Origin of the sequence: Pelosinus sp. sgz500959 (assembly GCF_042610375.1) — a bacterium.
GTDB lineage: Bacteria > Bacillota > Negativicutes > DSM-13327 > DSM-13327 > CTSoil-075.
The window spans coordinates 258,220-283,798 of record NZ_JBGJZL010000004.1 but is presented as its reverse complement, the minus strand read 5'-3'; the positions used below and the strand labels follow the sequence as shown (position 1 = coordinate 283,798).

The 25,579-nt window shown below is 37.2% G+C and carries 24 protein-coding genes; 1 reads left to right on the top strand and 23 read right to left on the bottom strand.

Going from position 1 to position 25,579, the window contains the following annotated elements; translation table 11 throughout:
* Positions 1-104: 104 nt before the first annotated feature.
* The 13 genes from ACAN52_RS08385 to ACAN52_RS08325 all read right to left on the bottom strand — a co-directional run bounded on the left by ACAN52_RS08385 (position 105) and on the right by ACAN52_RS08325 (position 15,119).
* Positions 105-221 carry a hypothetical protein gene (locus tag ACAN52_RS08385; RefSeq protein WP_378954204.1) on the bottom strand — a complete coding sequence of 39 codons (117 nt, stop codon included), beginning with the start codon at positions 219-221 and terminating at the stop codon, positions 105-107.
* Between the two features lie 104 nt (positions 222-325).
* On the bottom strand, positions 326-964 hold the full coding sequence (locus tag ACAN52_RS08380; RefSeq protein WP_378954203.1) for an RNA polymerase sigma factor: 639 nt from the start codon (positions 962-964) through the stop codon (positions 326-328).
* A gap of 197 nt (positions 965-1,161) precedes the next feature.
* Positions 1,162-1,812, bottom strand: a complete 651-nt coding sequence (locus ACAN52_RS08375) for an amino acid ABC transporter permease (protein WP_378954201.1) — start codon at positions 1,810-1,812, stop codon at positions 1,162-1,164.
* Complete coding sequence (locus tag ACAN52_RS08370) at positions 1,809-2,480, bottom strand: amino acid ABC transporter permease (protein ID WP_378954200.1); 672 nt, start codon at positions 2,478-2,480, stop codon at positions 1,809-1,811. Before ACAN52_RS08370 ends, ACAN52_RS08375 begins: the two co-directional genes overlap by 4 nt.
* A complete protein-coding gene (locus ACAN52_RS08365) occupies positions 2,480-3,295 on the bottom strand; it encodes a transporter substrate-binding domain-containing protein (protein WP_378954197.1) in 816 nt (271 codons plus the stop codon). Before ACAN52_RS08365 ends, ACAN52_RS08370 begins: the two co-directional genes overlap by 1 nt.
* 30 nt (positions 3,296-3,325) lie before the next feature.
* Positions 3,326-4,051, bottom strand: coding sequence for an amino acid ABC transporter ATP-binding protein (locus ACAN52_RS08360; RefSeq protein WP_378954196.1), 726 nt, complete (start codon positions 4,049-4,051; stop codon positions 3,326-3,328).
* A 177-nt stretch (positions 4,052-4,228) separates the two neighbouring features.
* A complete protein-coding gene (gene ligA, locus ACAN52_RS08355; protein ID WP_378954368.1) occupies positions 4,229-6,238 on the bottom strand; it encodes an NAD-dependent DNA ligase LigA in 2,010 nt (669 codons plus the stop codon).
* A 197-nt stretch (positions 6,239-6,435) separates the two neighbouring features.
* Positions 6,436-8,661 carry a DNA helicase PcrA gene (gene pcrA, locus ACAN52_RS08350; protein ID WP_378954195.1) on the bottom strand — a complete coding sequence of 742 codons (2,226 nt, stop codon included), beginning with the start codon at positions 8,659-8,661 and terminating at the stop codon, positions 6,436-6,438.
* Between the two features lie 135 nt (positions 8,662-8,796).
* Positions 8,797-10,434 (bottom strand): putative manganese-dependent inorganic diphosphatase, encoded by a 1,638-nt coding sequence (locus tag ACAN52_RS08345; RefSeq protein ID WP_378954193.1) that lies wholly within the window; start codon positions 10,432-10,434, stop codon positions 8,797-8,799.
* A 143-nt stretch (positions 10,435-10,577) separates the two neighbouring features.
* A complete protein-coding gene (locus ACAN52_RS08340) occupies positions 10,578-10,892 on the bottom strand; it encodes a PTS fructose transporter subunit IIB (RefSeq protein WP_378954192.1) in 315 nt (104 codons plus the stop codon).
* Positions 10,893-10,930: 38 nt separating this feature from the next.
* Positions 10,931-11,980: a PTS fructose transporter subunit IIC gene (locus ACAN52_RS08335; RefSeq protein ID WP_378954190.1), complete on the bottom strand. Its 1,050-nt coding sequence runs from the start codon at positions 11,978-11,980 to the stop codon at positions 10,931-10,933.
* 27 nt (positions 11,981-12,007) lie between these two features.
* On the bottom strand, positions 12,008-14,008 hold the full coding sequence (locus ACAN52_RS08330; RefSeq protein WP_378954189.1) for a BglG family transcription antiterminator: 2,001 nt from the start codon (positions 14,006-14,008) through the stop codon (positions 12,008-12,010).
* 190 nt (positions 14,009-14,198) lie between these two features.
* Entirely contained in the window at positions 14,199-15,119 is a 921-nt protein-coding gene (locus ACAN52_RS08325; protein WP_378954188.1) for a type I phosphomannose isomerase catalytic subunit, read from the bottom strand.
* A 277-nt stretch (positions 15,120-15,396) separates the two neighbouring features.
* On the opposite strand from ACAN52_RS08325, the gene ACAN52_RS08320 reads away from it, so the two are divergent.
* Complete coding sequence (locus ACAN52_RS08320) at positions 15,397-16,188, top strand: tRNA 2-thiocytidine biosynthesis TtcA family protein (protein WP_378954187.1); 792 nt, start codon at positions 15,397-15,399, stop codon at positions 16,186-16,188.
* Between the two features lie 46 nt (positions 16,189-16,234).
* On the opposite strand, the gene ACAN52_RS08315 is transcribed toward ACAN52_RS08320, so the two are convergent.
* The 10 genes from ACAN52_RS08315 to dcuS form a co-directional block, all read right to left on the bottom strand.
* Complete coding sequence (locus ACAN52_RS08315) at positions 16,235-16,891, bottom strand: TVP38/TMEM64 family protein (protein WP_378954185.1); 657 nt, start codon at positions 16,889-16,891, stop codon at positions 16,235-16,237.
* A 229-nt stretch (positions 16,892-17,120) separates the two neighbouring features.
* Entirely contained in the window at positions 17,121-17,729 is a 609-nt protein-coding gene (locus ACAN52_RS08310; RefSeq protein WP_378954184.1) for a DUF3793 family protein, read from the bottom strand.
* A 41-nt stretch (positions 17,730-17,770) separates the two neighbouring features.
* On the bottom strand, positions 17,771-18,061 hold the full coding sequence (locus tag ACAN52_RS08305) for a DUF2325 domain-containing protein (RefSeq protein WP_378954183.1): 291 nt from the start codon (positions 18,059-18,061) through the stop codon (positions 17,771-17,773).
* Positions 18,062-18,149: 88 nt separating this feature from the next.
* Positions 18,150-18,293 carry a FeoB-associated Cys-rich membrane protein gene (locus tag ACAN52_RS08300; protein ID WP_378954181.1) on the bottom strand — a complete coding sequence of 48 codons (144 nt, stop codon included), beginning with the start codon at positions 18,291-18,293 and terminating at the stop codon, positions 18,150-18,152.
* Between the two features lie 161 nt (positions 18,294-18,454).
* Positions 18,455-20,839 carry a ferrous iron transport protein B gene (gene feoB / locus ACAN52_RS08295; protein WP_378954180.1) on the bottom strand — a complete coding sequence of 795 codons (2,385 nt, stop codon included), beginning with the start codon at positions 20,837-20,839 and terminating at the stop codon, positions 18,455-18,457.
* A gap of 68 nt (positions 20,840-20,907) precedes the next feature.
* Complete coding sequence (locus ACAN52_RS08290) at positions 20,908-21,120, bottom strand: ferrous iron transport protein A (RefSeq protein ID WP_378954179.1); 213 nt, start codon at positions 21,118-21,120, stop codon at positions 20,908-20,910.
* An 18-nt stretch (positions 21,121-21,138) separates the two neighbouring features.
* A complete protein-coding gene (locus ACAN52_RS08285; protein ID WP_378954178.1) occupies positions 21,139-21,369 on the bottom strand; it encodes a ferrous iron transport protein A in 231 nt (76 codons plus the stop codon).
* A 659-nt stretch (positions 21,370-22,028) separates the two neighbouring features.
* On the bottom strand, positions 22,029-23,237 hold the full coding sequence (locus ACAN52_RS08280) for a divergent polysaccharide deacetylase family protein (protein WP_378954177.1): 1,209 nt from the start codon (positions 23,235-23,237) through the stop codon (positions 22,029-22,031).
* Positions 23,238-23,250: 13 nt separating this feature from the next.
* Positions 23,251-23,931 carry a response regulator gene (locus ACAN52_RS08275; protein ID WP_378954174.1) on the bottom strand — a complete coding sequence of 227 codons (681 nt, stop codon included), beginning with the start codon at positions 23,929-23,931 and terminating at the stop codon, positions 23,251-23,253.
* Positions 23,924-25,531, bottom strand: a complete 1,608-nt coding sequence (dcuS, locus tag ACAN52_RS08270; protein WP_378954173.1) for a DcuS/MalK family sensor histidine kinase — start codon at positions 25,529-25,531, stop codon at positions 23,924-23,926. The genes ACAN52_RS08275 and dcuS overlap by 8 nt, the downstream gene beginning before the upstream one ends.
* Between the last annotated feature and the right edge of the window lie 48 nt (positions 25,532-25,579).

Sequence of the window (25,579 nt, the reverse complement as noted above, 5' to 3'; positions counted from 1 at the left end):
ATATTACTATAGATGGCAATGATTTGTAAATAAAAAAGTTATCATATATAAACAAAAGGCAAGTAGAATTTTTTTCTACTTGCCTTTTGCTTATTTCACTCTGTTTATTTCTTTTTCATTGCTTGACCACAGCAATGCACTTCTGGGTTACCACCTGCTTTAGTCACGGTTACTTCATTTCCACAAAGTTCACAAACAAATACTTCTCCTAATGCAGCCATTAATAAAACCTCCTCTTTTTTTAGTTGTATCTTTAAGGTGCTTTGCTTTTAGACTCAGCTCCTAATAAAGAACCTAGTATTTATATTCATTGAACCAATCGTCTTTACAATAATCGTCCTGTAGGATCAATGGAAATCATCCCGACACCTTCCATTCCTTTGACCTCAAATCCCTTACTAATAATTTTACGCAATGCCTCCCTAGCACGATGAAGTCGTGATTTGGCTACATTAACAGTAATATTCAAAATACCGGCACTTTCAGGAACCGACAGCCCCTCAATATCATGTAAAACGATAATCATACGCTGGGTTTCTGGTAATTTTAAAATTCCTTGCTGAACTAAAAACTGTTTATACTTGGATTCGCACATTTTATCTGGGTCTTCATTTGGCCTTTCAACAGGCAACATGACAGATTGCAGCAGGCTTTCATCAAATTCAATTTGCTGACTCCTGCGACTTCTTTTGGTCCTAAAATTCAAGCATACATTAGAACTCAAACGATAAACCCAGGTATATAAGCTAGACTGCCCTTTAAATGTTGGCAATGAGCGATACACCTGAATCAAGATTTCTTGCAAAGCATCCATGGCATCATCATGATTTCCCAGCATCTGGTATGCAATTGAATACAATCTAGTTTGATACTCATCGATAAATACCTTTAGAGCCCTCTCAGTATCACCTTCTTGGTATAGACGAAGAATCTCTAAATCATTAGAAATTTTTTTCTCACTCATATTCTTTATCCTTTCCGTTAATCAATCACGTCATATTATTTATAATGCCTTCAGTATTCTTCATCCATTCCATGATAACCTTTTCTTCTACATTCTTAGTCAAGCTTAATTCATAAAAAGATACGGCATCCTTAAAGATGATTAAAATAAAAATCAGGCAAGCAGGGATTGATCCTTGCTGTGCCTGATTTTAGCCATTAATAACTTCGATATAATAATCTTCGTTGTTGATGACGAGCAAAAATGGATAGAGCATAATTGATCACAAAGTAAGTTAAGGCGATCATTGAAAAAATCGCAAAGACTTGAGCCGTTGTTCCATATTGGCCCATAATGATCATACCTTTTCCTGTGAGTTCCTCAATACCGACTGCCCAGACAAAAGAAGTATCTTTTATGATTGTCGTAAACTGAGAAACCAATGGCGGTATGGTATTGCGCAATGCTTGAGGCAAAATAATATGGATCAACGTTTGGCTATAAGTAAAACCTTGAGATCTAGCTGCTTCCCACTGACCTTTACCAACAGAATTTAGCCCGCCCCGCACAATTTCAGCAATGATTGCAGTAGAAAAAATAGTCATTGCCGTAATCCCAGCATAAATTGGCGGAAGATTTGTCATAAAACGAATTCCTAGAATAAATAAGAGTAAGGGCGTATTGCGTACTGTTTCAATATAAACTGTAGCAATATGACTCAAAGGAGCATGCCCAGAATAACGAGCAATCCCCAAAATAACACCAAAAAACATACTGAGAAGAATTGAACTTACAGCAATATGCAATGTTGTCAATAATCCTTGCCCAATAAAACGAAATAATTCATATTGGAACAGTTCGTGAATCATGACGACACCTCCAAATTCCGTTCCAACTTTCTCGCATACACGGCAAGAGGAAAGCAGAGTGAAAGATACAAGAGTCCAGTTACAATATAAGCAGGACCATAATAAAGAGTATTACTCGACCAAGAGTCAGCATGATACATGAGCTCTCCACCTGCCACCATAGCAAGTACTGACGTATTCTTAATCAAACTAACAGCTTGATTTGTTAAAGGCGGATAAGAAATTTTCTTGGCTTGTGGCAATACAATATGAATCATAGCACCCCAGTAAGAAAACCCTTGTGAATACGCAGCCTCTCGTTGACCTCTTGGTATGGATTCCACGCCGCCTCTTACGATTTCTGCGATATAGGCTCCATGGTAACCACCAACGCCTAGTACTCCAACAACAAAAACAGGTAACATAATCCCCACATGAGGCAATACATGATATAAAAAGAAGATTTGAATAACCAGTGGTGTATTCTGGATGAACTCAACATAGATGCGATTTATTACTCGTAATATTTTTACATCAGATGTTCCAAGCAGACCAAAAAATATACCCAGCAGCAAGGATAGGGTTAACGCAAGTACTGACAAAAGAATGGTTTGCATAAAACCTTCGGCAAAAATGGACCAGTCACTAAATAAAGCTAACCACTTAAATCCTGCAAAAGGACCTGGCACTATTTAAGCCCCCACTTCTGAATCATTTTATCCAGTTCACCTGATTTTTTCATGTCATTAATTGTGTCATTGACCATTTTTGCCAATCCTTCATTGCTTTTCTTACTAGCAGCACCATATTGTTGCGGAGTATAACGATCATTTAAAATCACTGTAGAGTCATCTAAATAACCAAATAAAATAGCTCCATCTACACTAAAGCAATCAATACGTCCAGCATCAAGAGCTGTTTTGATTTCTGGGTAAGTACCAAACTCTAAGAAAGAAACTTTGATTCCTAATTTATCAGCGGCTTCTTGAATGGCTTTTTTACTTGTAGCACTTTGTGCAACACCAATTTTCTTACCATCAAGTCCTTTTAAATCTTTAATGCCAGAATCCTTTTTGACCATTAAAGCAACACCATCAGTGAAGTAAGGATCAGAGAAATTATAACTCATTTTACGTTCTTCAGTAACAGTGAATGTGGCAATAACTAAGTCTACTTCACCATTATCAAGTAAAGGACCACGTGTCTTGGCAGTAACAGCCTGTACTGAAATCTTTTTTTCATCGCCCAAAATTTTCTTTGCTAATGCTTTTGTCAGATCAATTTCAAAGCCTTCAATTTCGTTGGTTTTAGGATCTTTAAAACCAAATTTAGGAACATCGACTTTAACTCCGACTTTAAGTACTCCACGGTCTTGAATTGCTTTTACATCAGCACTTACACCACTCGTTGTAGCAGTTGGTTTTGAATCACTAGAACCACAACCAGTCACTAAGAGGGCCATCATCATTACTAAGCTCGCTAGTAAAACATAGATTTTTTTCATTATCATTACCTCCGTGTTCATTTTTTATAATTAGCGAATAATACGGCTTAAAAACAACTTGGTTCGATCATGTTCTGGATTAACAAAGAAGTGTTCTGGTGAACCCTTTTCGAGAATCTGACCTTGATCCATAAAGATAACTTGATCGGCGACTTGACGCGCAAAGCCCATTTCATGGGTAACAACGACCATTGTAATTCCTTCCTTCGCAAGATCCACCATAACATCCAATACTTCTTGTATCATTTCAGGATCTAATGCGGAAGTCGGTTCATCAAATAACATAATATTAGGTTTCATATTAAGAGCACGGGCAATAGCCACCCGTTGTTGTTGACCACCAGAAAGCTGGGATGGGTAAACATCAGCCTTATCTTTAAGACCAACCCGTTCCAAAAATGCTAGACCGGACTCGCTGGCCTCATCACGAGATACTTTTTTAATCAAAATAGGCGCCAGAGTCAAATTTTCCAGTACTGTTTTATGCGGATACAAATTAAATTGTTGAAAAACCATAGCTACGGATTGTCGCACCTGGGTAATTGGTGCCTTCGGAGCCGTAATATCAACATTATCAATAATAATTTGCCCCGAACTTGGTGTCTCAAGTAAGTTCATGCAACGAATTAACGTGCTTTTACCTGATCCGCTTGGACCAATCACAACAATCTTTTCGCCACTGCCTACTGTGAGATTAATGTCTTTTAAAACATGTACGGAACCAAAATATTTATTAAGTCCTTGTACTTTTATCATAAAATTCCCCCTTCCACAAACACTACACAAGAACCGTTGACTAAAATAAAATAGACGCCATGCATCCTAGTCAGACTAGGATCGCATGGCGTCATTGCCAACGACTTATATTGTTTTTTTTAAAGTATAGCATGAAAACAATCACTTGTCATTACTTAAATTTGATTGTTATTTACTTTATTCTGCAATCAGCTGTTTGAACTGCTGCTCATCGAGAATTTCCACACCTAACTTCTGGGCTTTATCCAATTTGCTACCTGCTTCATCACCTGCCAGGACATAACTGGTTTTTTTACTCACTGATCCAGATACCTTGCCACCTAATCTTTCAATGATTTCTGCCGCTTGATTACGACTCATGGTTTCAAGCGTACCAGTGAGTACAAAAGTTTTTCCTGCAAATAATTGATTTTCATCTTTTTCTTGCTGTTCTTCTGTCATCTTTACACCGGCTGCTTCTAGGTCTGCACTTAACTGTAGATTTTCAGGAACTGCAAAATAGGCTACAATGCTTTCAGCAATTTTTATACCAATTTCATCAAGAGCTACAAGTTCCGGAGCGGTGGCCTGCTGTACAGCCATAATCTCTCCAAAATGACGTGCCACAATATGAGCAGCTTTAACACCTACATGACGAATACCCAAACCAAAGAGCACTCGCCCTAAGCCTGCTTGTTTGCTATTTTCAATAGCAGATAGTAAATTTTGTGCAGATTTTTCCCCCATACGCGGAACAGTCAATACTTCTTCCATTGTGAGCTTATACAAGTCAGCTACATTCTTGACTAATCCGGCTTCAACTAAGGATATGAGCACTGCAGGTCCTAAGCCATCAATGTTCATGGCATCCCGAGACACAAAGTGAATCAAGCCTTCCCGAAAAAGAGCTGGACAGTGTGGATTCGTACATTTATGAGCAGCTTGCCCTTCAAGGCGCAGAACTTTTCCATCACATTCAGGACAATGTTCTGGCATAACAAAGATTTTTTCCTCACCAGTACGCTTTTCCACCAACACTGAAACCACTTCTGGAATAACTTCCCCTGCTTTGTGAATGACAACGGTATCGCCAATCCGAATATCCTTCTCATCAATAAAATCTTGATTATGCAGCGTAGCCCGACTAATGATCGAACCTGCCACTGGCACAGGACGCAAGATGGCTGTAGGAGTTAAGACCCCTGTCCGACCAAGGCCAACAAAGATATCCTCTACCACTGTAATCGCTTTCTCTGCAGGAAATTTATAGGCAATAGCCCAGCGTGGATCTTTGGCTGTATAACCTAAGATTTGCTGACTAGCTAAATCATTGACTTTAATGACCATACCATCAATATCATAAGGTAGATCATGGCGTTTTTCAACAAATCCTCTGCAATATTCAATGACATCATTGATCTGGTTAAATACTCGATACTGGGAATTGATTTTAAAACCTAGTTTTTTTAGATATTCTAGCATTTGCCCATGGGTCGTCAATTCAATCCCTGTATAAACACCAATACCATAGAGAAAGATATCCAATGATCGTTGAGATGTGACTTTAGGATCAAGCTGGCGCAGTGAACCTGCAGCAGCATTACGTGGATTTGCCAATAATGCCTCACCAGCTTCTTCTCGCTCTCGATTTAGTCGTTGAAATTCGCCTTTTGGCATATAAACCTCACCACGCACTTCAAGCAATGGAGGTACCTCTACGCCATCAGGTCGCAGCACAAGGGGTACGGATTTAATGGTTCGAATATTAGAGGTTACATCTTCCCCTTGAGTACCATCACCTCGCGTCACACCACTGATGAGACGATTATTTTCATAAGTAAGATTGATTGCCAATCCATCAATTTTTAGTTCGACGATATATTCAAGCTGCCCATCGACGGCAAGGCCACTGCGAACTTTTTGATCAAAAGCCAATAAATCCTCAGCGGAAAAAGCATTGCCTAAACTACGCATGGCTGTCAAATGAGTCACACGTTCAAAACCACCCGCAACCATACCTCCGACACGCTGAGTTGGCGAGTCAGCTGTAATGAGGGATGGGTATAAGGCTTCCAGTTCAATCAAACGCGCCATCAATTGATCAAACTGAGCATCATCAATTAATGGTTGGTCAAGAACATAATAATGATAGTTATGTGTATCAAGCTGCTTACGTAGCTCAACAATTTCACTAGTGACTAAATTCATATCTTGGGGGCTATTGCTTATCACGATAACACTCCTTCATTAAAATAAAAAACACGTCAGCGTGTCTTTGGTATATGCGCATAAGATCATCTATATCATGAAATGAATGAGTCAAAGAACCATTCATTGACTCATTCATTAAAACCATCACACATCTTTAACAGCGTTCTATTTTTTTATAATATTAATTTTCATTACTATACTTTGGTAATGGGCGCCATACTCGCCACTACAACCTTAATCCCTTGCCCTGGAAAAGCAATCTTGAGTTCCTGACTATTACCAGCACCACGCACTTCGACAACAGTGCCCACACCCCATTTGGAATGTTGAGCCCGATCAGCGACCTTCCAAGCATTACTTTCTTGTTGTTTAGGTTCAATTGCCTTAGGTGCTGGTGCACGAAGAGGACTTTGCACAACAGTGGATGCCGATGGAGGCGCAACGATCGTTGATTTACTGCCATTGCTAGCAAATCCATAGTGATTTTGTCGCCCAGTATATTTTTCCACCATCTGTACAGGTATTTCTTCTAGAAAGCGAGACAATGGGAACATTTGTGTCCGACCATAAATCGTTCGCATACGCGCATTGGTCACATAGAGTTTGCGACGTGCCCGCGTAATACCCACATAACAAATTCGTCGTTCTTCTTCTACTTCACTTTCATTCATGAGTGTACGAGAGTGAGGGAACAAACCTTCTTCCATACCACTCATAAAAACAACAGGAAATTCTAACCCTTTAGCAGAATGCAGCGTCATCAGCGTCACACGCGCTTCTGTCAAATCTGCATTATCAATATCAGCTACCAAGGCAACTTGCCCTAAAAAGTTTTCTAAGGTTTCTTCAAGTTCACCTGTCGCAAAATCTTTCGCTACACTCAAGAATTCCTTTAAATTATCCAATCTATTTTCATCTTGCAGGTCAGTACTTTTTTGTAATTCTTCCACATAACCAGAATCATGCATGACTTTATTCAGCAATTCAACTACGGATAAAGAATCAACTTGCGCCATCAAATTAAAAATTAATTCTGCCAAAAATTCAAGAGGACGTTTGGATCTGGCTGTAAGACCTGGCACCAAATCAGGATTGCTCACTACTTCAAATAATGTCATATTATTTTGCAAAGCATATTGAACAAGCTTAGTAATCGTGGCATCACCGAGTCCCCGCCGCGGTACATTAATGATCCTCATCAAACTGACGCTATCGGATGGATTAAAAATAACCCGCAGATAAGACAAAATATCTTTGATTTCCTTACGATCATAAAACTTTAGCCCGCCCACAATCACATAAGGAATACCACATTTCATGAAAGATTCTTCAATCACTCGCGACTGTGTATTGGTGCGATATAAGACTGCAATATCTCCATATGATGTGCGATATACTGTGTTGAGTTTCGTAATGGTATCTGCAATAAATTGTGCCTCATCCCGTTCATGATGAGCTAAATAATGGGTGATTAGTTCACCTTGAGGATTCTGTGTCCATAAATCTTTAGGACGCCGATCAGTATTATTTTGAATCACAGCATTCGCTGCATCCAAAATGACTTGAGTTGAGCGATAATTTTGCGCTAAGGTTATGATTTGCGTTTCCGGATAATCTTTCTCAAAATCTAAAATATTACGAATGTCAGCTCCCCGCCACCCATAAATACTCTGATCTGCATCCCCAACCACGCAAAGATTGCGATGTTTATCTGCTAGCATACGTGCTAATAAATATTGAGCCCGGTTGGTGTCCTGATACTCATCAATCATAATATATTTAAATTTATTTTGATATTTCTCCAATACTTGCTCATTATTTTGCAATAGACGCACTGATAACATCAATAAATCATCAAAGTCAAGAGCATTATTGGTACGCAATTTTTGTTGATAGAGCTGATAGACTTCAGCTACTTTTTGCTCATGAAAATTACCAGCGTGTTGAGCAAACTCTCGGTCATCTTGCAGTGCATTTTTGGCTGTAGAAATAGCGCCTAAAACGCTGCTAGGCTGAAATTGTTTGTCATCAAGATTTAATTGTTTCAGACATGTTTTAATAAGAGCCTGGGTATCTGACGTATCATAAATAACAAAATTTCGTTTATATCCAGCCATACCTTCAATTTCAAATCGCAGTAACTTAGCACAAAAGGCATGAAATGTGCTGAGCCAAATGTCTTTGCTTTGTGGTCCTACAAGTAAGCGAACTCGCTCTTTCATTTCTGCTGCCGCTTTATTAGTAAAGGTAATAGCCAAAATTTGATAAGGAGCCACTCCCTGATTCAGCAGATAAGCAACACGGCAAGTCAATACCTTAGTCTTACCTGAACCTGCACCAGCCATGATCAATAAGGGTCCCTTTGTATGCATGACGGCTTCTCTTTGCGCAGGATTAAGCCCATCTAATATCGTATCCATATAAACCTCCGTACTAGCACTCACTTTTTATTATTATAACCATATAATATTCTTCAAAAACTCTGCATTTCCTGTATTATTTAATAATAAAATAAGAAAAGACTTGGCTTGTGCCAAGTCCTCAAATTTTACTCTTTACACTTTTACAGCTTCTGACAATGGAGGAATGATTTGTTTTTTGCGAGACATGACTCCTGGCAAATAAAGTACACCATTTTGGCTGCTGCAACCAAAGGCTTGCTGCAATAATTCAACAGGTTGTCCTGTATGAATTAAATGAGTCCCTTCAGTAATGATATTCGTCACCATGAGTAATACCATATCATAACTTTCTTTTTGACGCATATTTTCCATTTCTTGCGTTATTTCTTTTTGAATTTCGAGCATTTCTTCAGAATCCATCACTGACATTTGACCAATCGCCATACGATAATTCCCAATCTGGAATTCTTTGATATCATTGCCAATAATATCAGTTGCTGACATGCCTTTAATACTAGCTCCTGCCTTTAATACACTCATACCAAATTCCTGTATATCAAGACCAGCAAGTTTCGCCAAAAATTCAGCCGTATTCACGTCTTTTGACGTACATGTTGGGGATTTAAAAAGTACAGTATCAGATAAGATGGCGGCAAGCAAGACGCCTGCAATTTGGGGTGGAATCTCAATGTTACGATGCAAATGCATATTTGCTACAATTGTTGCTGTACAACCAACAGGTTCATGTCTAATAAAAATTGGTTCACTGGTTTGTAAACCACCTAAACGATGATGGTCAATAATTTCCAGAATTTGAGCTTCTTCAATTCCTTCAACAGCTTGCCCCTGTTCATTGTGATCAACCAAAATAACTTTTGTCCGTTCTTGTAAAATTAATCGATCCCGCTGAATAGATCCGATCACTCTTTCATTTTCTACGACTGGATATAAACGGTAGTTTGTGCTTGCAATCGTTTTCTTTATATCACTGACCAAATCAGTCGGCTTAAAAGAATGTACTTTCTTTTGCATAATCATTTCAACTGGAATGCTTTGGTTAATCAAACGTGCACAGGTATAGGTATCGTAGGCCGCTTTGATCACAATGACTCCTTGCTTGACAGCCAATTCTTGTACTTCTTTTGAAATGTCCGAGTTACTTGTGATCACAAGACAAGCAATACCACATTGTAAAGCTGCTAATTGAGCTTTAGGACGATCACCTGCCAGAACGATATCATTGGATTTAATTAATTTACCAATGATCGTGTTACTGCTTGCAGCAATATGTAAGCGACCAACAACTTTACGCTCCAACTTTTCACCAAAGATCAATTCTCCGTCAAGCACTCTGAGAATGCCTGCAAAATCAACGCCTGTTTGGCTTAAATCTTGCATCTCTAATTCATCAAAATATAATTTTGAGAAATCGCCTACCGAAACAACACCGACGAGCATCTGCTTGTCATTGACTACAGAAACAGATTTAACATTATTATCTTTCATCATGCGACCCAAATCTCGCAAGGTATCATTGGTACGCGCATTGACTACATCACTGTTCATAATATCTTTAACGCGAGGATATAAATCCATAATCAGTTTAGGTTTTTCAAACCCTAACTTTTCTAGTACAAACTTAGTTTCTCCATTGATTTTTCCTGTCCGAGCTGGGATAGCATTTTCTCCCATCGCTTGTTTCATATGAGCATAACCAATTGCCGAACATATGGAATCGGTATCAGGATTGCGATGACCGATTACATAAATAGGTTTAGAACTTTCTTTCATGAATATTCCCTCCACTGTGTCTTATAAGATTGAAAAGATGACATTTCTATATTCTACCCTATTAATGAAAGATTGAATAGCAAAAAAAAAACAAGAGAGTATACATCATACATACTCCCTTGTTTTTATGCGTTTACTAATGATTATTGCTCATTAAATCTTGCTAATGCTTCTTCTAGCAAACCTTTAGGATTTTTTAGTGCCTTTTGCGACTCAGTTCGATATATGAACTTATTTTTAAATCGTTGTTCTTCTTTCACAGCCACATCGACGGCAAATATCACAAAATCAGCAGTTTCAGCCTCCTTAGGTCCAATTTTATTCTCAATACCAATTGCCCCTTGTGTCTCGACTTTTATTTTATGTCCAAGACTGGCGGCGGTTTTTTGTAAGGCGGCTGCAGCCATATACGTATGAGCAATTCCTGTCGGGCAGGCAGTTACAGCAACAATGTTCATTTTTTCTACCTCATTTGCATTTTTTTGACTTTATCTCTTTATGCACTGATTCCTGATTCTTCAGAATCAAGTTCTTCACTAATCGGTTTTTTTAGAGTATTTACTGTAAGTGCTGTAATGGCAACACCAACAAGAATCGCGACAATAAACATCAATGGATTATCAACAACAGGCAAAACGATAGGACCACCGTGAGGAGCATGATCACCAACAGCGAACATAGCTGCTACAGCAGCACCGATGGCTGAACCAAAAACAATCGACGGAATCACTCGTACAGGATCACTTGCAGCAAAAGGAATAGCCCCTTCCGTAATACCAATCATCCCCATAGCTAATGCACCATACCCAGCTTCTCTTTCCATTTCACTATATTTCTTGGGTGCCAATAAGGTAGCAAGGCCCATACCAAGGGGTGGAATACAAATAGCCACTGCCACAGGTCCCATGACTGTATAGATACCTTCACCAATCATGGCTGCACCAAATAAAAATGCTACCTTATTCACAGGCCCTCCCATATCAAAAGCAATCATGGCTCCCATCACTAATGCTAACACTACAGCATTTCCTTGCCCCATAGCTTTTAATCCTGCGGTCATTGTTTCCATAAGTCCGGCAATCGGTGTACCGATCACATAAATCATCAAACCACCAACGATAAGAGCTGATAATAAAGGAATAACAAAAATAGGCATAATCGGCTTCATACTGATAGGAACATCCCAACTTTTTATCCATTTGGCTACATAACCTGCAATGAAACCGGCTAAAATACCACCTAAGAAACCAGCTTTTAAATTGGCTGCCAATACACCTCCTACAAGACCTGGTGCAATACCTGGCCGATCTGCAATACCATAAGCAATAAAGCCAGCTAATACAGGAACCATCATAGAAAATGCTGCAACACCAATGTCTAACATATTTTTAAAAATCGGATTGGTAACAACTGCACCTTTTCCAGCCTCAACACCACTTAAGGCAATTGCCAACGCAATGAGCACACCACCAATGACAACAATTGGAATCATATAGGACACACCAGTCATTAAATATTGTCTTATATTTTTAAGTTCTTGGTTCATTATACTTCCCTCCTATTTTTAACCAAATCACCCATCCACTTGAATCACATTTAATGTAGTAAGTATTGCCTGTATCGTTGTTGCCTGATTTAAACTCTCTACAAAATCCTCTTCCATTAGTTTTCTTGATAATTGAGATAAGATTGCTAAATGAACATTATCCACATTTTCCATTGGTACACCGAGTAAAAAAATCATAGTAACCGGACTACCATCATAAGAATCCCACTCAATACCTTTCCTTACTTTACCAAATGCGATCATCACCTCCTTTACATCTTTTGATTTTCCATGTGGTATAGCAATTCCATTACCAACCCCTGTTGAAAAAGTTTTTTCTCTCTCCAAAACACTCTGAGTAAATTCCTCAAGAGAGCTGAGTTTCCCAGCGTTCTGTGCTGCTAAGGCTAAGCATCGAATGGCATCTTCTTTAGTCGTAACATCCATATCGAGTAATACAAGATTCTCATTGATCAACATCATAATCCCTCCACTAAACTCTCTTTTTTTCCCAGACAATTGTTCGATAAAACCCTCAAGGCGTTTAATATCATTTTGTAATAATAAGGGACTGATTTGTATAACAGGTTTTTTCACTTCACGACTCGATATTGGTATTGTTGAAATAATAAAATCCACATCATCAGTGATATACTCTTCAATCAGAGTCACTGATAATACATCTTTCACTTCAATTTCTTTAAAACATCTTCCTAAACGTGCAGCAAGGAGTTGAGATGTACCAATTCCACTCGTACATACGACTAATGCCCTAAATGGTTTTTGCGCCCGCTCAACTGCGGCTCCGATGTGCAATGCAATATAACCAATCTCTTCTTCATTCGCTCTGCAACCTACATATTTTTCAAATACAATACTTGTCATCCAAGCTACACCATATACTTCAGGATAGTTTTCTTGTATTTCATGCAAGATAGGATTCCTAAGGGTCAAGCCATATTTTAAGCGATTGATTGTTGGTCTTAGATGTAAGATTAAACCATTTAAAAGTTGCTTGTCGTGACTTAAATCGTAAGATAAGACATTCTGTGCAATCATGATGATCTCTTTCGCCATCACAATCGCCAGATTATTTTCTTCATCTAATTCCATATGAACATCACCAGTTTGACTTTGTTGGGTCTTCGCACCTAAAATATGTAATAAAATATAACCGATTTCAGATTCTGGCAATTGAACATTAAAGCAATCACCAATATCCTGCCCAATCTCTTTCGCTACTTGATATTCTTCTTTTTCTTTTAATTTCAGCAGAGTTGCTTCTGCCAAACAAATATCTTTTTTATTCCCTAATCTTTTAATCGCAATGGCAATATGAATAATAAGGCTAATGTATGCTTCATCCGAAAAAGCAAACTTTAATTTTAGTTCAGCCATTGTAACAATTTTTTCTAACTGTCCGTAGTCAATCTGAATTAATTCTTTTAATTTTCGCAGAGTCTTATAATCAATCCGCCCTCCATAATGTTCATATAACATTTCTTTGAGTTCATCTTCTTCCTTATCATGGGCAATTAAGCTGATCACGGCATTACGCCAATTTTCTTCTTTGCCTACCACTTCAATACCATGATTGGTTTTACTGACAAGTTGTAATTCAAATTTTTTCAACCATACTTCGACTTCAGTTAAATCTTTGTGGATTGTCACCCGACTGACATAAAGTTCATCTGCAATACTTTGCATGGTGATATATTTTTCAGCCATTAACAAACGTTTGATAATATAATATTTTCTATTCTTAGGACAATAAGGTTCAATAACTCCTTTGTCATTTCTTATTTCCCGGGCAATATTTAACTTTTCTTCTTCTAATCCTTCAACCATTACACCCATACCTGTTTTTTTGATCAGTTGTATTTTTTTAGTGCTCAGATATTCCTCAACTTTACCTAAGTCATTGCGAATTGTTTTATTGGATACTTTCAATCTCTCAGCAATTTTATCAACAGTAAGAGGTTGATTGGCGCTGATCAAAATAGTAAGTACCTCTAAATAGCGTTCCATAAATCAATCACCTCACTACCACATTAAATACGGTACTCTATTTACTAATTAATATTTATTGATTTTTCCGACAATTAAATAGTATCATAAATATAAGGCTTTTCAAGGGTTTGAAAAGTAACTCTTTCTACCTTAATATTACGGTAAAAGTTTATTAACTACGGTTAACTTTACTATCTAATCAAGTTTTTTATGTAATTTTTAGCAAGGTTAATTCACCTTTTACGATTACTTTTTCTAAGGAAGCTGGTATCAGAATCGTATCACCTGGATATAAAGGTTCCATTGCTTGTTTATATTGAATGGCTCCTGAACCAGTAATAATACAATAAATCATAAATGCATTGTTAGTTTTTTCTTCTTTCTCACCACTAACAACTAATTTTTCCATAGAAAAATATTGACATTTAATTTTTTCATCTGGAAAAACACAACTTGGCTGACGCCCAAAGTGAATGGTATTTAAAGCTTTCTCAATCTGCAGTTCTCGCCCTTTTCCCACAGCATCCAGCCGATCATAATCATAAATTCGATAAGTTGTATCAGAATTTTGCTGCACTTCATAAACCATTACACCATCGAGTAGAGCATGGATTGTGCCCGCAGGAACAAAAATCATATCTCCAACTTTTACATGAACCTTTTTCAAGGTCTTAGCAATGGCATTATTTTTTATAGCTCTGACAAAATCTTCTTTGGTAATATCATCTTGGAGGCCATATATAATTTGTGCATTCTCTTTGGCATATACCACATACCATGCTTCTGTTTTTCCAAACTCTCCACCCCTGTAAGCATCTTGATCCTCAGGATGAACTTGAATGGATAAATTATCATTTGCATCAATGATTTTAATTAATAATGGAAATATTTTCATATTTTTATGCTGGCTGCCCATCAATTCATCTTTATATTTTGTCATTAATTCATCTAAACTCAGACCTGCCAAATCTCCATTTGCAACAATACTCATACCATGATGATGACTTGACAAATCCCAGCTTTCTCCAATCTGGCAACTTGGAATCTCTCGACCAAATATTCTTTTTAGGTGATCTCCACCCCAAATTTTTTCTTTATAAATGGGTTTAAATTTTAATGGATACATCATGATTCTTCCCTCTACCCTTTTACCACATCCCATGTGGTATTTATTTTACAAATTACCTTTTTTTTACTTTTATTCAATCATATCATGAAAAATTTGACTTTCAAGACTTTTAAATGTCATTCTTTCTACCAAAACATTGTGGTAAAAGTTTATAAATAGCAATAATGCTTAGATACAGCAAAAAAGTCATCTTAAAACACTAGACTAGATAAAGAAAATCAATTATCATAAACCCTAGTGAATTATTTTGATAAAATTAACCATAACGAGGTGTTGAATGAATAATAACTTACCCCAAGATTACTTTGGCCGACTCTGCCGAGCCATCATTGAATTTGATATGATTGCAAAAGATGATAAAATACTCATTGGCCTATCGGGCGGCAAGGACAGCCTCTTTCTGACCTATGCCCTCTCCATCCTTCGCAAACGTTCAGCAACACCATTTGAAATAGCCGTCTTAACCATTGATCCTCTTTTTACCGATGATTTTGATCCCACTCCCCTTGCTGAATTTTGCGCTAATCTTGATATACCTTTTTATACAAAAAAAGTTGATATCGCTGGTATTATTGAAAAAAATGATGGTAACGATCCTTGTTTTACTTGTGCTTTTTTTAGACGAGGTGCCATTAATAAATTTGCAGTAGAAAATGGCTTTAATAAAATCGCCTATGCTCACCATCATGATGATGCTGTTGAAACCTTTTTGATGAGTATACTATACTCTGGGCAGATCAATACATTCCTGCCTACGACGTATTTAGATCAAAGTAACCTCACTGTCATTCGTCCACTGGTTTACTTCCGAGAGTTCGAACTGAAAGAAACACCAGCTTTACACGGCTTCACACCCATTCCAAGCCCATGTCCACTCAATGGTCATACCAAACGCCAGGAAGCCAAAGATTTAATTAAGGACTTAGAGAAAAATAACAGTACATTATATGCTCACCTAGGGGCTGCTATGCGCCACAGCCCGAAAACTAAACTATGGCCTACTGAGCTCACTCGCAAAGAACTTCAGATTAAACATCTTGAATTTTGGAATAAAAAGATCAATAAATAGATAAAAGTAAAGAGACTTAACTTTCGCTAAGTCTCTTTACTTTTATCTATTTATGTTTTACGAAATGATATACAAGTGGTGTAAACATGACAACGATCACAAGTACAAGTGCCATCAAAAAAGTCGGGGATAACATATCAGTCAAAGAATATCCGAGAACATTATATGCAAAAGCTCCAGGTATCATACCAATGCCAGTAGCAAGCGCATAATCACGAAAACGGATATTGGATAAACCTGCCAAATAACTAACTGGATCATAAGGAAAAATAGGCACAACACGCATGATTAACATGGTTCGAAAACCATGTTCCACAATCTGATCATCAAAGGCCTGTATCTGAGGAAATTGACCCAAATATTTTTTCATTTTTTCCTGACCTAAAAAGCGAGCAATGACAAAACACAGACATGCACCGAGTAGCCCACCAATCACCACATATAAGGTTCCCCACCAAGGTCCAAAGGCTAACCCACCTGCTAAGGTTAGAATAATCGCTGGAAATAGCAGTAAGGGTCTAATAGTGTAAATAAAAATGTAGGCTGCAGGTCCCCACCAACCAAAGGATAAAATCAACTTCCGGATCGCTTCTGGCGTTAGACGACTTACACCAACAAAATGCACTAATAACAAAACTGCCAAGACAATCACTACTAGAAAACCAGCTTTAACAGCTGATTTCTTTCCACCCATTATTATCATTATTAATAATTAAACCTCATTCATTATCAAAATCGTAGTTTTATCTACCGGACTCACTATTTTCAATCAGCTTTCTAACAGATCGACAACATAAAATATCATTTTCTAATAATGTATTCTATGTATTATTTTGCTGACAAAATCCATTATAACTGTGTTCCTTTGATAATGTAAAGAAAAAAATGGTATCAATAAAATAATCATTTATTGATACCATCTTTTATGCCATTTATAAACATGCTCCACACAAAACATCGGTCACCGCATATCCTTCCGTCATCCAATTCACAACTTGATTTTTAGTAGCTTCCATACGTTTCATAATACCTAATGAAGATACAGGATCACCATAAATCTGCCACATCCCCTCACAGGTACGACACTCTTCACTCATCCCCATAAAGCCCAAAACATCTTTAAGAGGAATTCCTAAAAAGACACCCATTTCGTGAGGACAGGTATAGTGAAAACGTTCTTTAAAATAAAGTAGCTTTTCTTCTAAGTTCATCGCTGATTGATAACCAAATCCTGCTAAAAACTCACTGATTATTGGATCATTTACATGTTCGCTTAATAAATCCACACGATAAAAGAAAATCTTCATGCTTTTTAATTCATCTTTTACTACAATCCATTTAATATTACTTTTTTCTAATAAACTAGGCCCATACTCAAGCCATAATGTTTTCATCGGTAATTTAGATGTATTCATCAAATTAAGAATAGTACCTGGTTTTTCACCATAAATTGTTGGTGCTAGTTCCACGGCCAGCCATCTAAAGAAGAAATCTCCTTCATTCTTAGTTTCTTGTTTTTGTAAATTTTTCTTCCAACACACAATCATTTCCCCCTATATAACCCATTGATTGTTATTATGAATTAGTTCATCACGCCTGCAGACATTATTTTTTCTTCTACAGATCCCCATGAACGTTTTGAAAAAACCAAAGGTATATCTTTTGTTTTTGCAATTGCTTTAATCATTTTAGCTGTATTGTGATTCACATAATCTGTTAAAACTAATACGAAATCTGTTTTTTGAGGTATATTAATTTTATTTTGATTCTGTACTTTTCTCCCATCAATATGGGTTAATTCCGTCACACCTAATGAATATAAATTTTTCTCAATGATCCCCAAATAATCCGCACCAATTACTACAATTGACATATAAATACCTCCTTTTTTATTTGCTATTGATTATCATTCTCAATAAATTGTTAAAAAAATAAGTTTGAGGTTACTCCACCTCATTTACTTATTTACATTTTCCTGTGGAACCACAGCTACCACAACCATCTGACCCACAGCATGATCCTTGACCTTTGATTTTTTTCCAAATCGTTATGGCAAAATAACCGACTGCCACTGCTCCTATTATGTATACGATTGCTGTTTGCATATAAACTTCCCCTCTCTACTTTTATTCATTAGTATATTATAAGGATTGAAATGTCATACTAATATAAGATTCTCTAAGTAGTTAATACCTTAATTTAAATTCATCAGGGACGAGATATAGGAATTCCCTATATCTCTCTCCCGTCAGACTAACAATTTTAATTAACCACCAAATCCTAGCAATCTACCACCTTGATAAACAATGAATGTTACAATCCATGCTAAGGTTGTTGAGTAAACCATACTCACTGCAGGCCATTTCCATGAATTGGTCTCACGTCTCATGACAGCCAAAGCCGCCAAGCAAGGTGAATAAATCAAGACAAAGACCATTAATGAATAAGCAACTAAAGGATTCATGTTTTCATCTTTTTGCAGAGCTTTAGTCATACTCTTCGCATTTTCACCATCACTACCAAGACTATAAATAGTTCCCATTGTACTAATGACTACTTCTTTGGCAGTTACACCAGATACAAGACTAATACCAACGCGCCAATCGAAACCAAGAGGTCTTATTGCAGGCTCAATGGCTTTACCAAATTGCCCAGCATAACTTTTTTCCAATTGTTCACTGGATTTGTCATTTTCGATCTCACCCTTTTTTTCATTTAATTGTTGAGTAAGCTCTACATATTTTGAAGCATAAGGGTAAAGTTCACTATTTTCCGTTTCAATCTGTAGATTTTTCGCTGTTTTTTCTTCTTCTAATTTAGCATACTCACTACTATCTTCATCGAGTTCTTTGGTATCTTCTGCAAATTGTTCTTCATTTTTCTGAATTTCATCAACTAAAGCTGCTAATTGTTCATTTTGCTCTAGTTCTTCAATATTGAATTGCGTAAATACTTCTTCATTCACTTGTTGGGTATATGCTTCTTCTGCTTGACCTACCAAAGCATCATAATCCTTAGAGTATTCAATATCTTTAGGATAAGTTGTCAAGAACCACATTAAGATGGAAGCAGCAAGAATAATTGTCCCAGCTTTTTTCAAATACAAAGTGCTACGTTCCCACATATGAATAATCACGCTTTTAGCGGTTGGTATACGGTAAGGTGGCAATTCCATAACAAAAGGTTCGCTTTCACCTTGGAAAAACGTACTACGGAAAAGCCAAGCCATTAACATTGATAAAATAATTCCTAAAAAATAAATAGAAAACAATACATTACCAGCAATTTTCTCATCAAAAAAAGCTGCAATCAAAATGGTATAAACAGGTAATTTCGCACTACAACTCATGAGCGGTGTCACAAGCATCGTAATAACCCGGTCACGAGGATTTTCTAATGTCCGAGTTCCCATCATTGCAGTCGCACTGCAACCAAAACCTAATAATAAAGGAATAAAGGATTTTCCATGAAGACCAAATCTTCTCATAACCCTATCCATGATAAAGGCAGCCCTTGCCATATATCCAGTATCTTCCAATATTGCAATTGCTAAAAATAACAATAAGATATTTGGTACAAAAACAAGAACACTACCAACCCCACCGACAACACCATCAACAAGTAAGGATTTAAGAGGTCCATCACTGATTATACCATCCAGAAACTTACCCAATAGACCAAATTGAGCATCAATCCAATCAGCAGGAATATTACCTAATGTAAATACTAAATTAAATACAATCCACATCAAGGCAAAAAATATGGGTAAACCAAACATTCGATTCGTTAAAACTCGGTCAATTTTATCAGAAACTGTTTCTTTATTCACCAATCGATTATCAACAGCATGCTGATATACTTTGCCAACAAACTGATAGCGTTGTCCAGCGATAAAAACTTCTACATCTTCACCAAGTTTATGAAGAAGTTCAGCCCGTAGTTTGTCACTTAGATCGACAATATTTTTACCATCAGTTAATCCTTTAATCACATCAATAATATTCGAATCATTTTCCAATAATTTCAACGCTAACCATCGAACAGGAAATTGAATATTCTTATAGAGTGGTGCCAACAAAGGCTCGAGCTGTTGGATTGCTTCTTCAATGTCAGTCCCATAATTAAGCTTAAACTGAGTTTTGGATTTATTGCCACTTGCGACTGGGATTTGGTTTAAAAGTTCTTCCATTCCCTTATTATTTACACCATTAGTACGTACTACTGGGATGCCACCTAAACGTTCTGAGAATTTTTGATCATTGATTTTTAGACCTGAAGCATCTGCTACGTCGATCATATTTAAAGCCAAAACCACTGGGCGCTCCAACTCTAAAAGTTGTACTGTTAAATATAAATTTCGCTCTAAATTTGATGTATCTAAGATATCAATAACCATATCAGGTTTATCATTTACAATAAAATTTCGTGTCACAACTTCTTCCAAAGAATAAGCTGTCAAACTATAAGTACCAGGTAAATCCACAATCAAAAAGTCATTATCTTTAAATTTTCGATAACCTTCTTTTTTCTCTACAGTAACTCCTGGATAATTTCCAACATGTTGACGACCACCTGTCAAATTGTTAAAAATTGTGGTTTTTCCTGAATTCGGATTACCGACTAATGCTACCGTTATATTCTTATCTCCCATTACCATTCCCCTTTCAGAATCTAGCACTATTTTCGACATTGATTATCATTATCATCTATAATATTTTTCTAAATAACCTGTATTTGGGTAGCCAAGCAACAGTCTAACATTAACCGTGACTGTCCTACTCTGACTAGTAAGGTTCCATTCACACGACTCATCACTTCAACTAAGGAACCTGGAATAAATCCCATATTTACCATGCGCATACGTACCTCGCAAGAGCAGGCAAAACCTTTAACTATACACTTTTGTCCAATTCCAACAAGCGCAAGCGGCATAGCAATCCCTCCTATACTTTAGGCGATTTCTAATTCAATCATCTCAGCTTCATTTTTACGTAGGGATAAATTAAAACCTTTTACTTTCACTTCCATAGGATCTCCTAGAGGTGCAAACTTCTGGACTTCAATAACAGCTCCAGCTACAACACCCATATCAATAATACGGCGTTTAATCATACTGTTACCAATTACTTTTTTTACGATTCCGGTTTCGCCTGGCAGTAAATCACTCAGAAACTTACTCATTCTATATTCCTCCTAAATGGGTTGATATCAATTCTCATTATCGTATATAATATATAATAAATGAAAGATGTGCTAGTGTCAAGAGTTGTTCTGATATTTATCGACAGTATACTTTAAACAGTGGCAAAAATGAAAGAGAGAAGGATTATCCTTCTCTCAAAAAAAGCAGCCATCCCTACCCTTGTCTTACTTGAGACAATACTCAACCTCAACCTTTCAGGACGAAAATTATTTAGTTGTTAACTCTTAACCAAAAAACTGGACACCTTCTTAACTTTCAAAACGGAAATGACCATCGTTACGGGGAATGATACATGCATATTACTGGTTTACCAAGGCGAATCCACGAGAAAGAACACTCTACCTCATAACCGACTAACTGGTTGCATCGACTAGAACATTAGCCCTAAACCTCTTTGCAGTGCTTTAAGTCATTTGTAAGGATGGTGCTTGAGTAAATAATATCATGGAAAAATCAAAATTGCAATACTTATTTGAATATTTTTTCTTTTTATTTTTTCAATGCCATAAACGCAGTAAAATCGCTGCAGGAATACTGATGAATAAGATTAACAAAGTTAAGTAATTACGTTATAAATAGTACAAAACAGCTGTTTATGATTTCAATCATCATAAACAGCTGTTTCATTCTTGTTACTTTATTTTACAACTTGCGAAACAAAAATCAATTGTATCCCATTGGCTTCGAGCTCAGGCACCATCTCACTCACAGCTTTAGCTGTATTCATACGGGCATGACCAATGACAGTTACAATACCATGCTGAATTGCCATATCTTGCGCCGTCCGCAATTTTGCTTTCACAGCATTGACGTCATCCGTATTATCAATAAATAATTCATTCACTCCAGTCCTAACCCCCATCTGCCGCGCAGTTTCAGCACCGATGGATTGGCTATTGGTACGACTATCAAGAAAGAATAAATTATTTTCTTTTATTTCTCCAAGTGCAGCTTTCATGACCCTCCGATCAGCCGTTGCTCTTGAACCTTGATGATTATTAACCCCAATCAATCCTGGTATGGATTGAATGGCTTTTTTAGCTATATCATGAATTTCTTCATCACTTAAATTGATCGTAATGGTTATTTTCTCAGATTGTTCCCCCTGAGCTAAGGGTTCCATGGGTAAATGTAACATAACTTGGTGCCCTGAACTCATTCCCCTAGCAGCAGCTTCATTACTAAAAGGACGGTATGGCAAAACAGCAAAGGTCAATGGACGGCCAATAGCCGCAAAAGCAGCAATCGGTTCTTTACTATATCCAAAATCATCAATTACAATCGCCATTTGTCCACGTCCTTTGACTTCAGGCGGCTTCTTGACAATGGATGCTGTTTTTTCTTTTGTAAGGTAGATTTGATCACTGATAACAGTAATATCCTCCCCTGCTACATGATCTTTCAACCCGATATCCAAACGTACAACTGATAATCCTTGATAATTGTCTGGCTGAGAAGATATAACTTGACCACTAACACCTTTTATACCTGCCTGTAAGGTTTGTTGCAATGTTTCAGCTGACATGTCTACAGGTACATTGACTAATAGTTGCCGTGTATGCCAGCGAATTACACCCTCAACTTTTTGCCGTGGAACTTCTTTCACAGCTTCCTTTATATTACTTACTGACAAACCATTTTTTTTCAATGCCTCATCAACAGCAGTATGGATTTTATTCCCTTGCCCTGTAAAATCAATAACAGTACCAGCTCCAGTCTTTTCCAGATCATGAAGTGGAGCGTGCGGTTCTGTGGACGGACCAGATGCTTTTAAATACAATACTCCCATAACAATCAATGCTAACACAATCATCCAAGCATTTTTCCGGCTTGTTTTTCGCGCCATGACAATCCCCCTTCTACTCTTGTTCGCGGGTACAACGATATTTATATACAGGTCGTCCAACTGCACCATAGCTAATTTCAGTACTCAATAAATCGTTGTTTTGAAAATGTTTAAGATATTTTCGAATGGATACAGGTGAAAGTCCTACAGAAGTTGCCATTGTTTCAGCCGTAAACTCTCCCTTCACTTCTAAAATTTGATCCCATACTCTTTTAATTGTGTTGCGATCCAATCCTTTTGGCAATTCTACATTTTCATTTGAAATTCCAGAGAAGATCTGTTGATCTAATTCACTCTGAGATAGGTTAGTATTTTTTTTAATTAGCTTCAGTCTCTTTTTAAAAGACACTAAGGCACTTTGTAAGCGCTCAAACTCAAAAGGTTTGATCAAGTAGTCAACAGCACCATTTCTAAGTACCGTCTGAATCGTTTTATTATCCCGTGCTGCTGACACGACAATCACATCAACACTATAATTTAGCTCACGAATTTTTGAGAGCAACTCTAGACCATTCATACTTGGCATAAAAATATCTAACAACACCAAATCAATTTGAGTCTTCTTGAGAATATCAAGTGCTTCATCACCATTTGAAGCGATACTACAAAATAAAAAGCCTGGTATCCTTTCAATATAACGGCGGTTTAACTCTGCTACCATGGGATCATCTTCTACAATCATAACCTTAATCATCTTGTTCCTCCTTTATTTCATAAGGAATTCGTACTGTAAATACAGTTCCTTCACCTGGTCGTGTCTCAAACTCAATCTCGCCCTCTAACTCTTCCAAACTACGCCGAACAAGATACAAACCAAACCCTCGTTGATCACCCTTGCTAGAAATACCTTTTTCAAAAAGATGATCACTTAATTCTGGTAAAATACCTTCTCCAGTATCGCTTACATGTATACATAAGGTATCTTCATCACAATACATATGCAATTCAACTTCCCGATGATCTGAATTTTTAACTGCATCAAAAGCATTTTCAACTAAATTTCCAATAACAGTTACCAATTCATAGATGATTTTTTCCTGCTTGGGTTGGGGAACATAACTTTCTTCGGCCAAATGCATAATGATGTCGTTCTCTCTCGCCAAACTTAACTTACTTAAGATAAATCCAGCAATCACTGGTTCACGAATCCGCTTCGCAACAAAACTTAACTCAGCTTCATGCTCTGAAACAATTCGATTAATATAAGTTGCCAATTGTTTATAGCTTTCCAAATTGACTAATCCTAAAATAACATGTAATTGATTCATAAATTCATGAGCTTGAGCCCTAAGCGCATCAACATAATCTCGCACCCCTGTTAATTGTTCGGCAAGCATCTTCACTTCTGTCTTATCACGAAAAGTAGAAATAGCACCAATTATTTTGCCATCAACGACCATAGGTAAACGATTCGTCAGAACTGATAAACCATAAAAATCCTGTTCTTGATCCAATTCTGCCTTTCCAGATTGAATCACCTCAATTAACCTTGTATTAGGTACATAATTTCCAACAGGTTTATTAATAGGATTGCCATATACCCCTGCCATTGTGAGCATCCTCAATGCTTCATCGTTGACTAAAGTGATCATACCTTGCTTATCAACAGCAATAATTCCTTCACGCACTGAGTACAGCATGGCATTGCGTTCCTCAAGTCGCTTAGCGATCGCCTCGGGTTCGAGCCCAAATAAGGTTTTCTTAATATTATATGACAACATAAAAGCCCCAATAATACCTACAGACATACCAATTGCTGTAGCTACTAATAGTACATTACTGACTTGTTTAACTAAAATTTTTATATCATCCATAAGTATGCCAACAACGACCACACCAACTTGCTGCCCACCTTCATCAATTACTGGTACAAAGGCCCGCAAAGAATCACCTAAGGTTCCTCGTGCAATTGAAGTATATTCTTGCCCTAGCAGCGCCTCTGCTTCATCCCCCCCTACAAAACGTTCACCAATTTTTCTCCGATCTGGATGAGCCTCCCGCACTCCCTGCATGTTTAAAATAACAACATATTCAACATCAGCCGCCGTAGCACTTTCACTAGTATAGTTTTTCATCTCCTCAATATTTCGTCCTTTGGACAGCCCCTCAATTACAATTGGAGAGCGAGCGACAAGATGTGCGATACTCATGGCCTGACGACCAATACCATCTGTAATTTCCAGTTCAGTACTACGAGAAATTAAGACATTCGTAGTCAATAAAGCAACAACAACAACAGCAAAGACTAATAGCATAATTTTAGTCTGCAATTTACATTTAAATTTAAAATTCAAAAAATAACACCTGCTCTTTCACAACCGCAAATCATTACTATCATATTA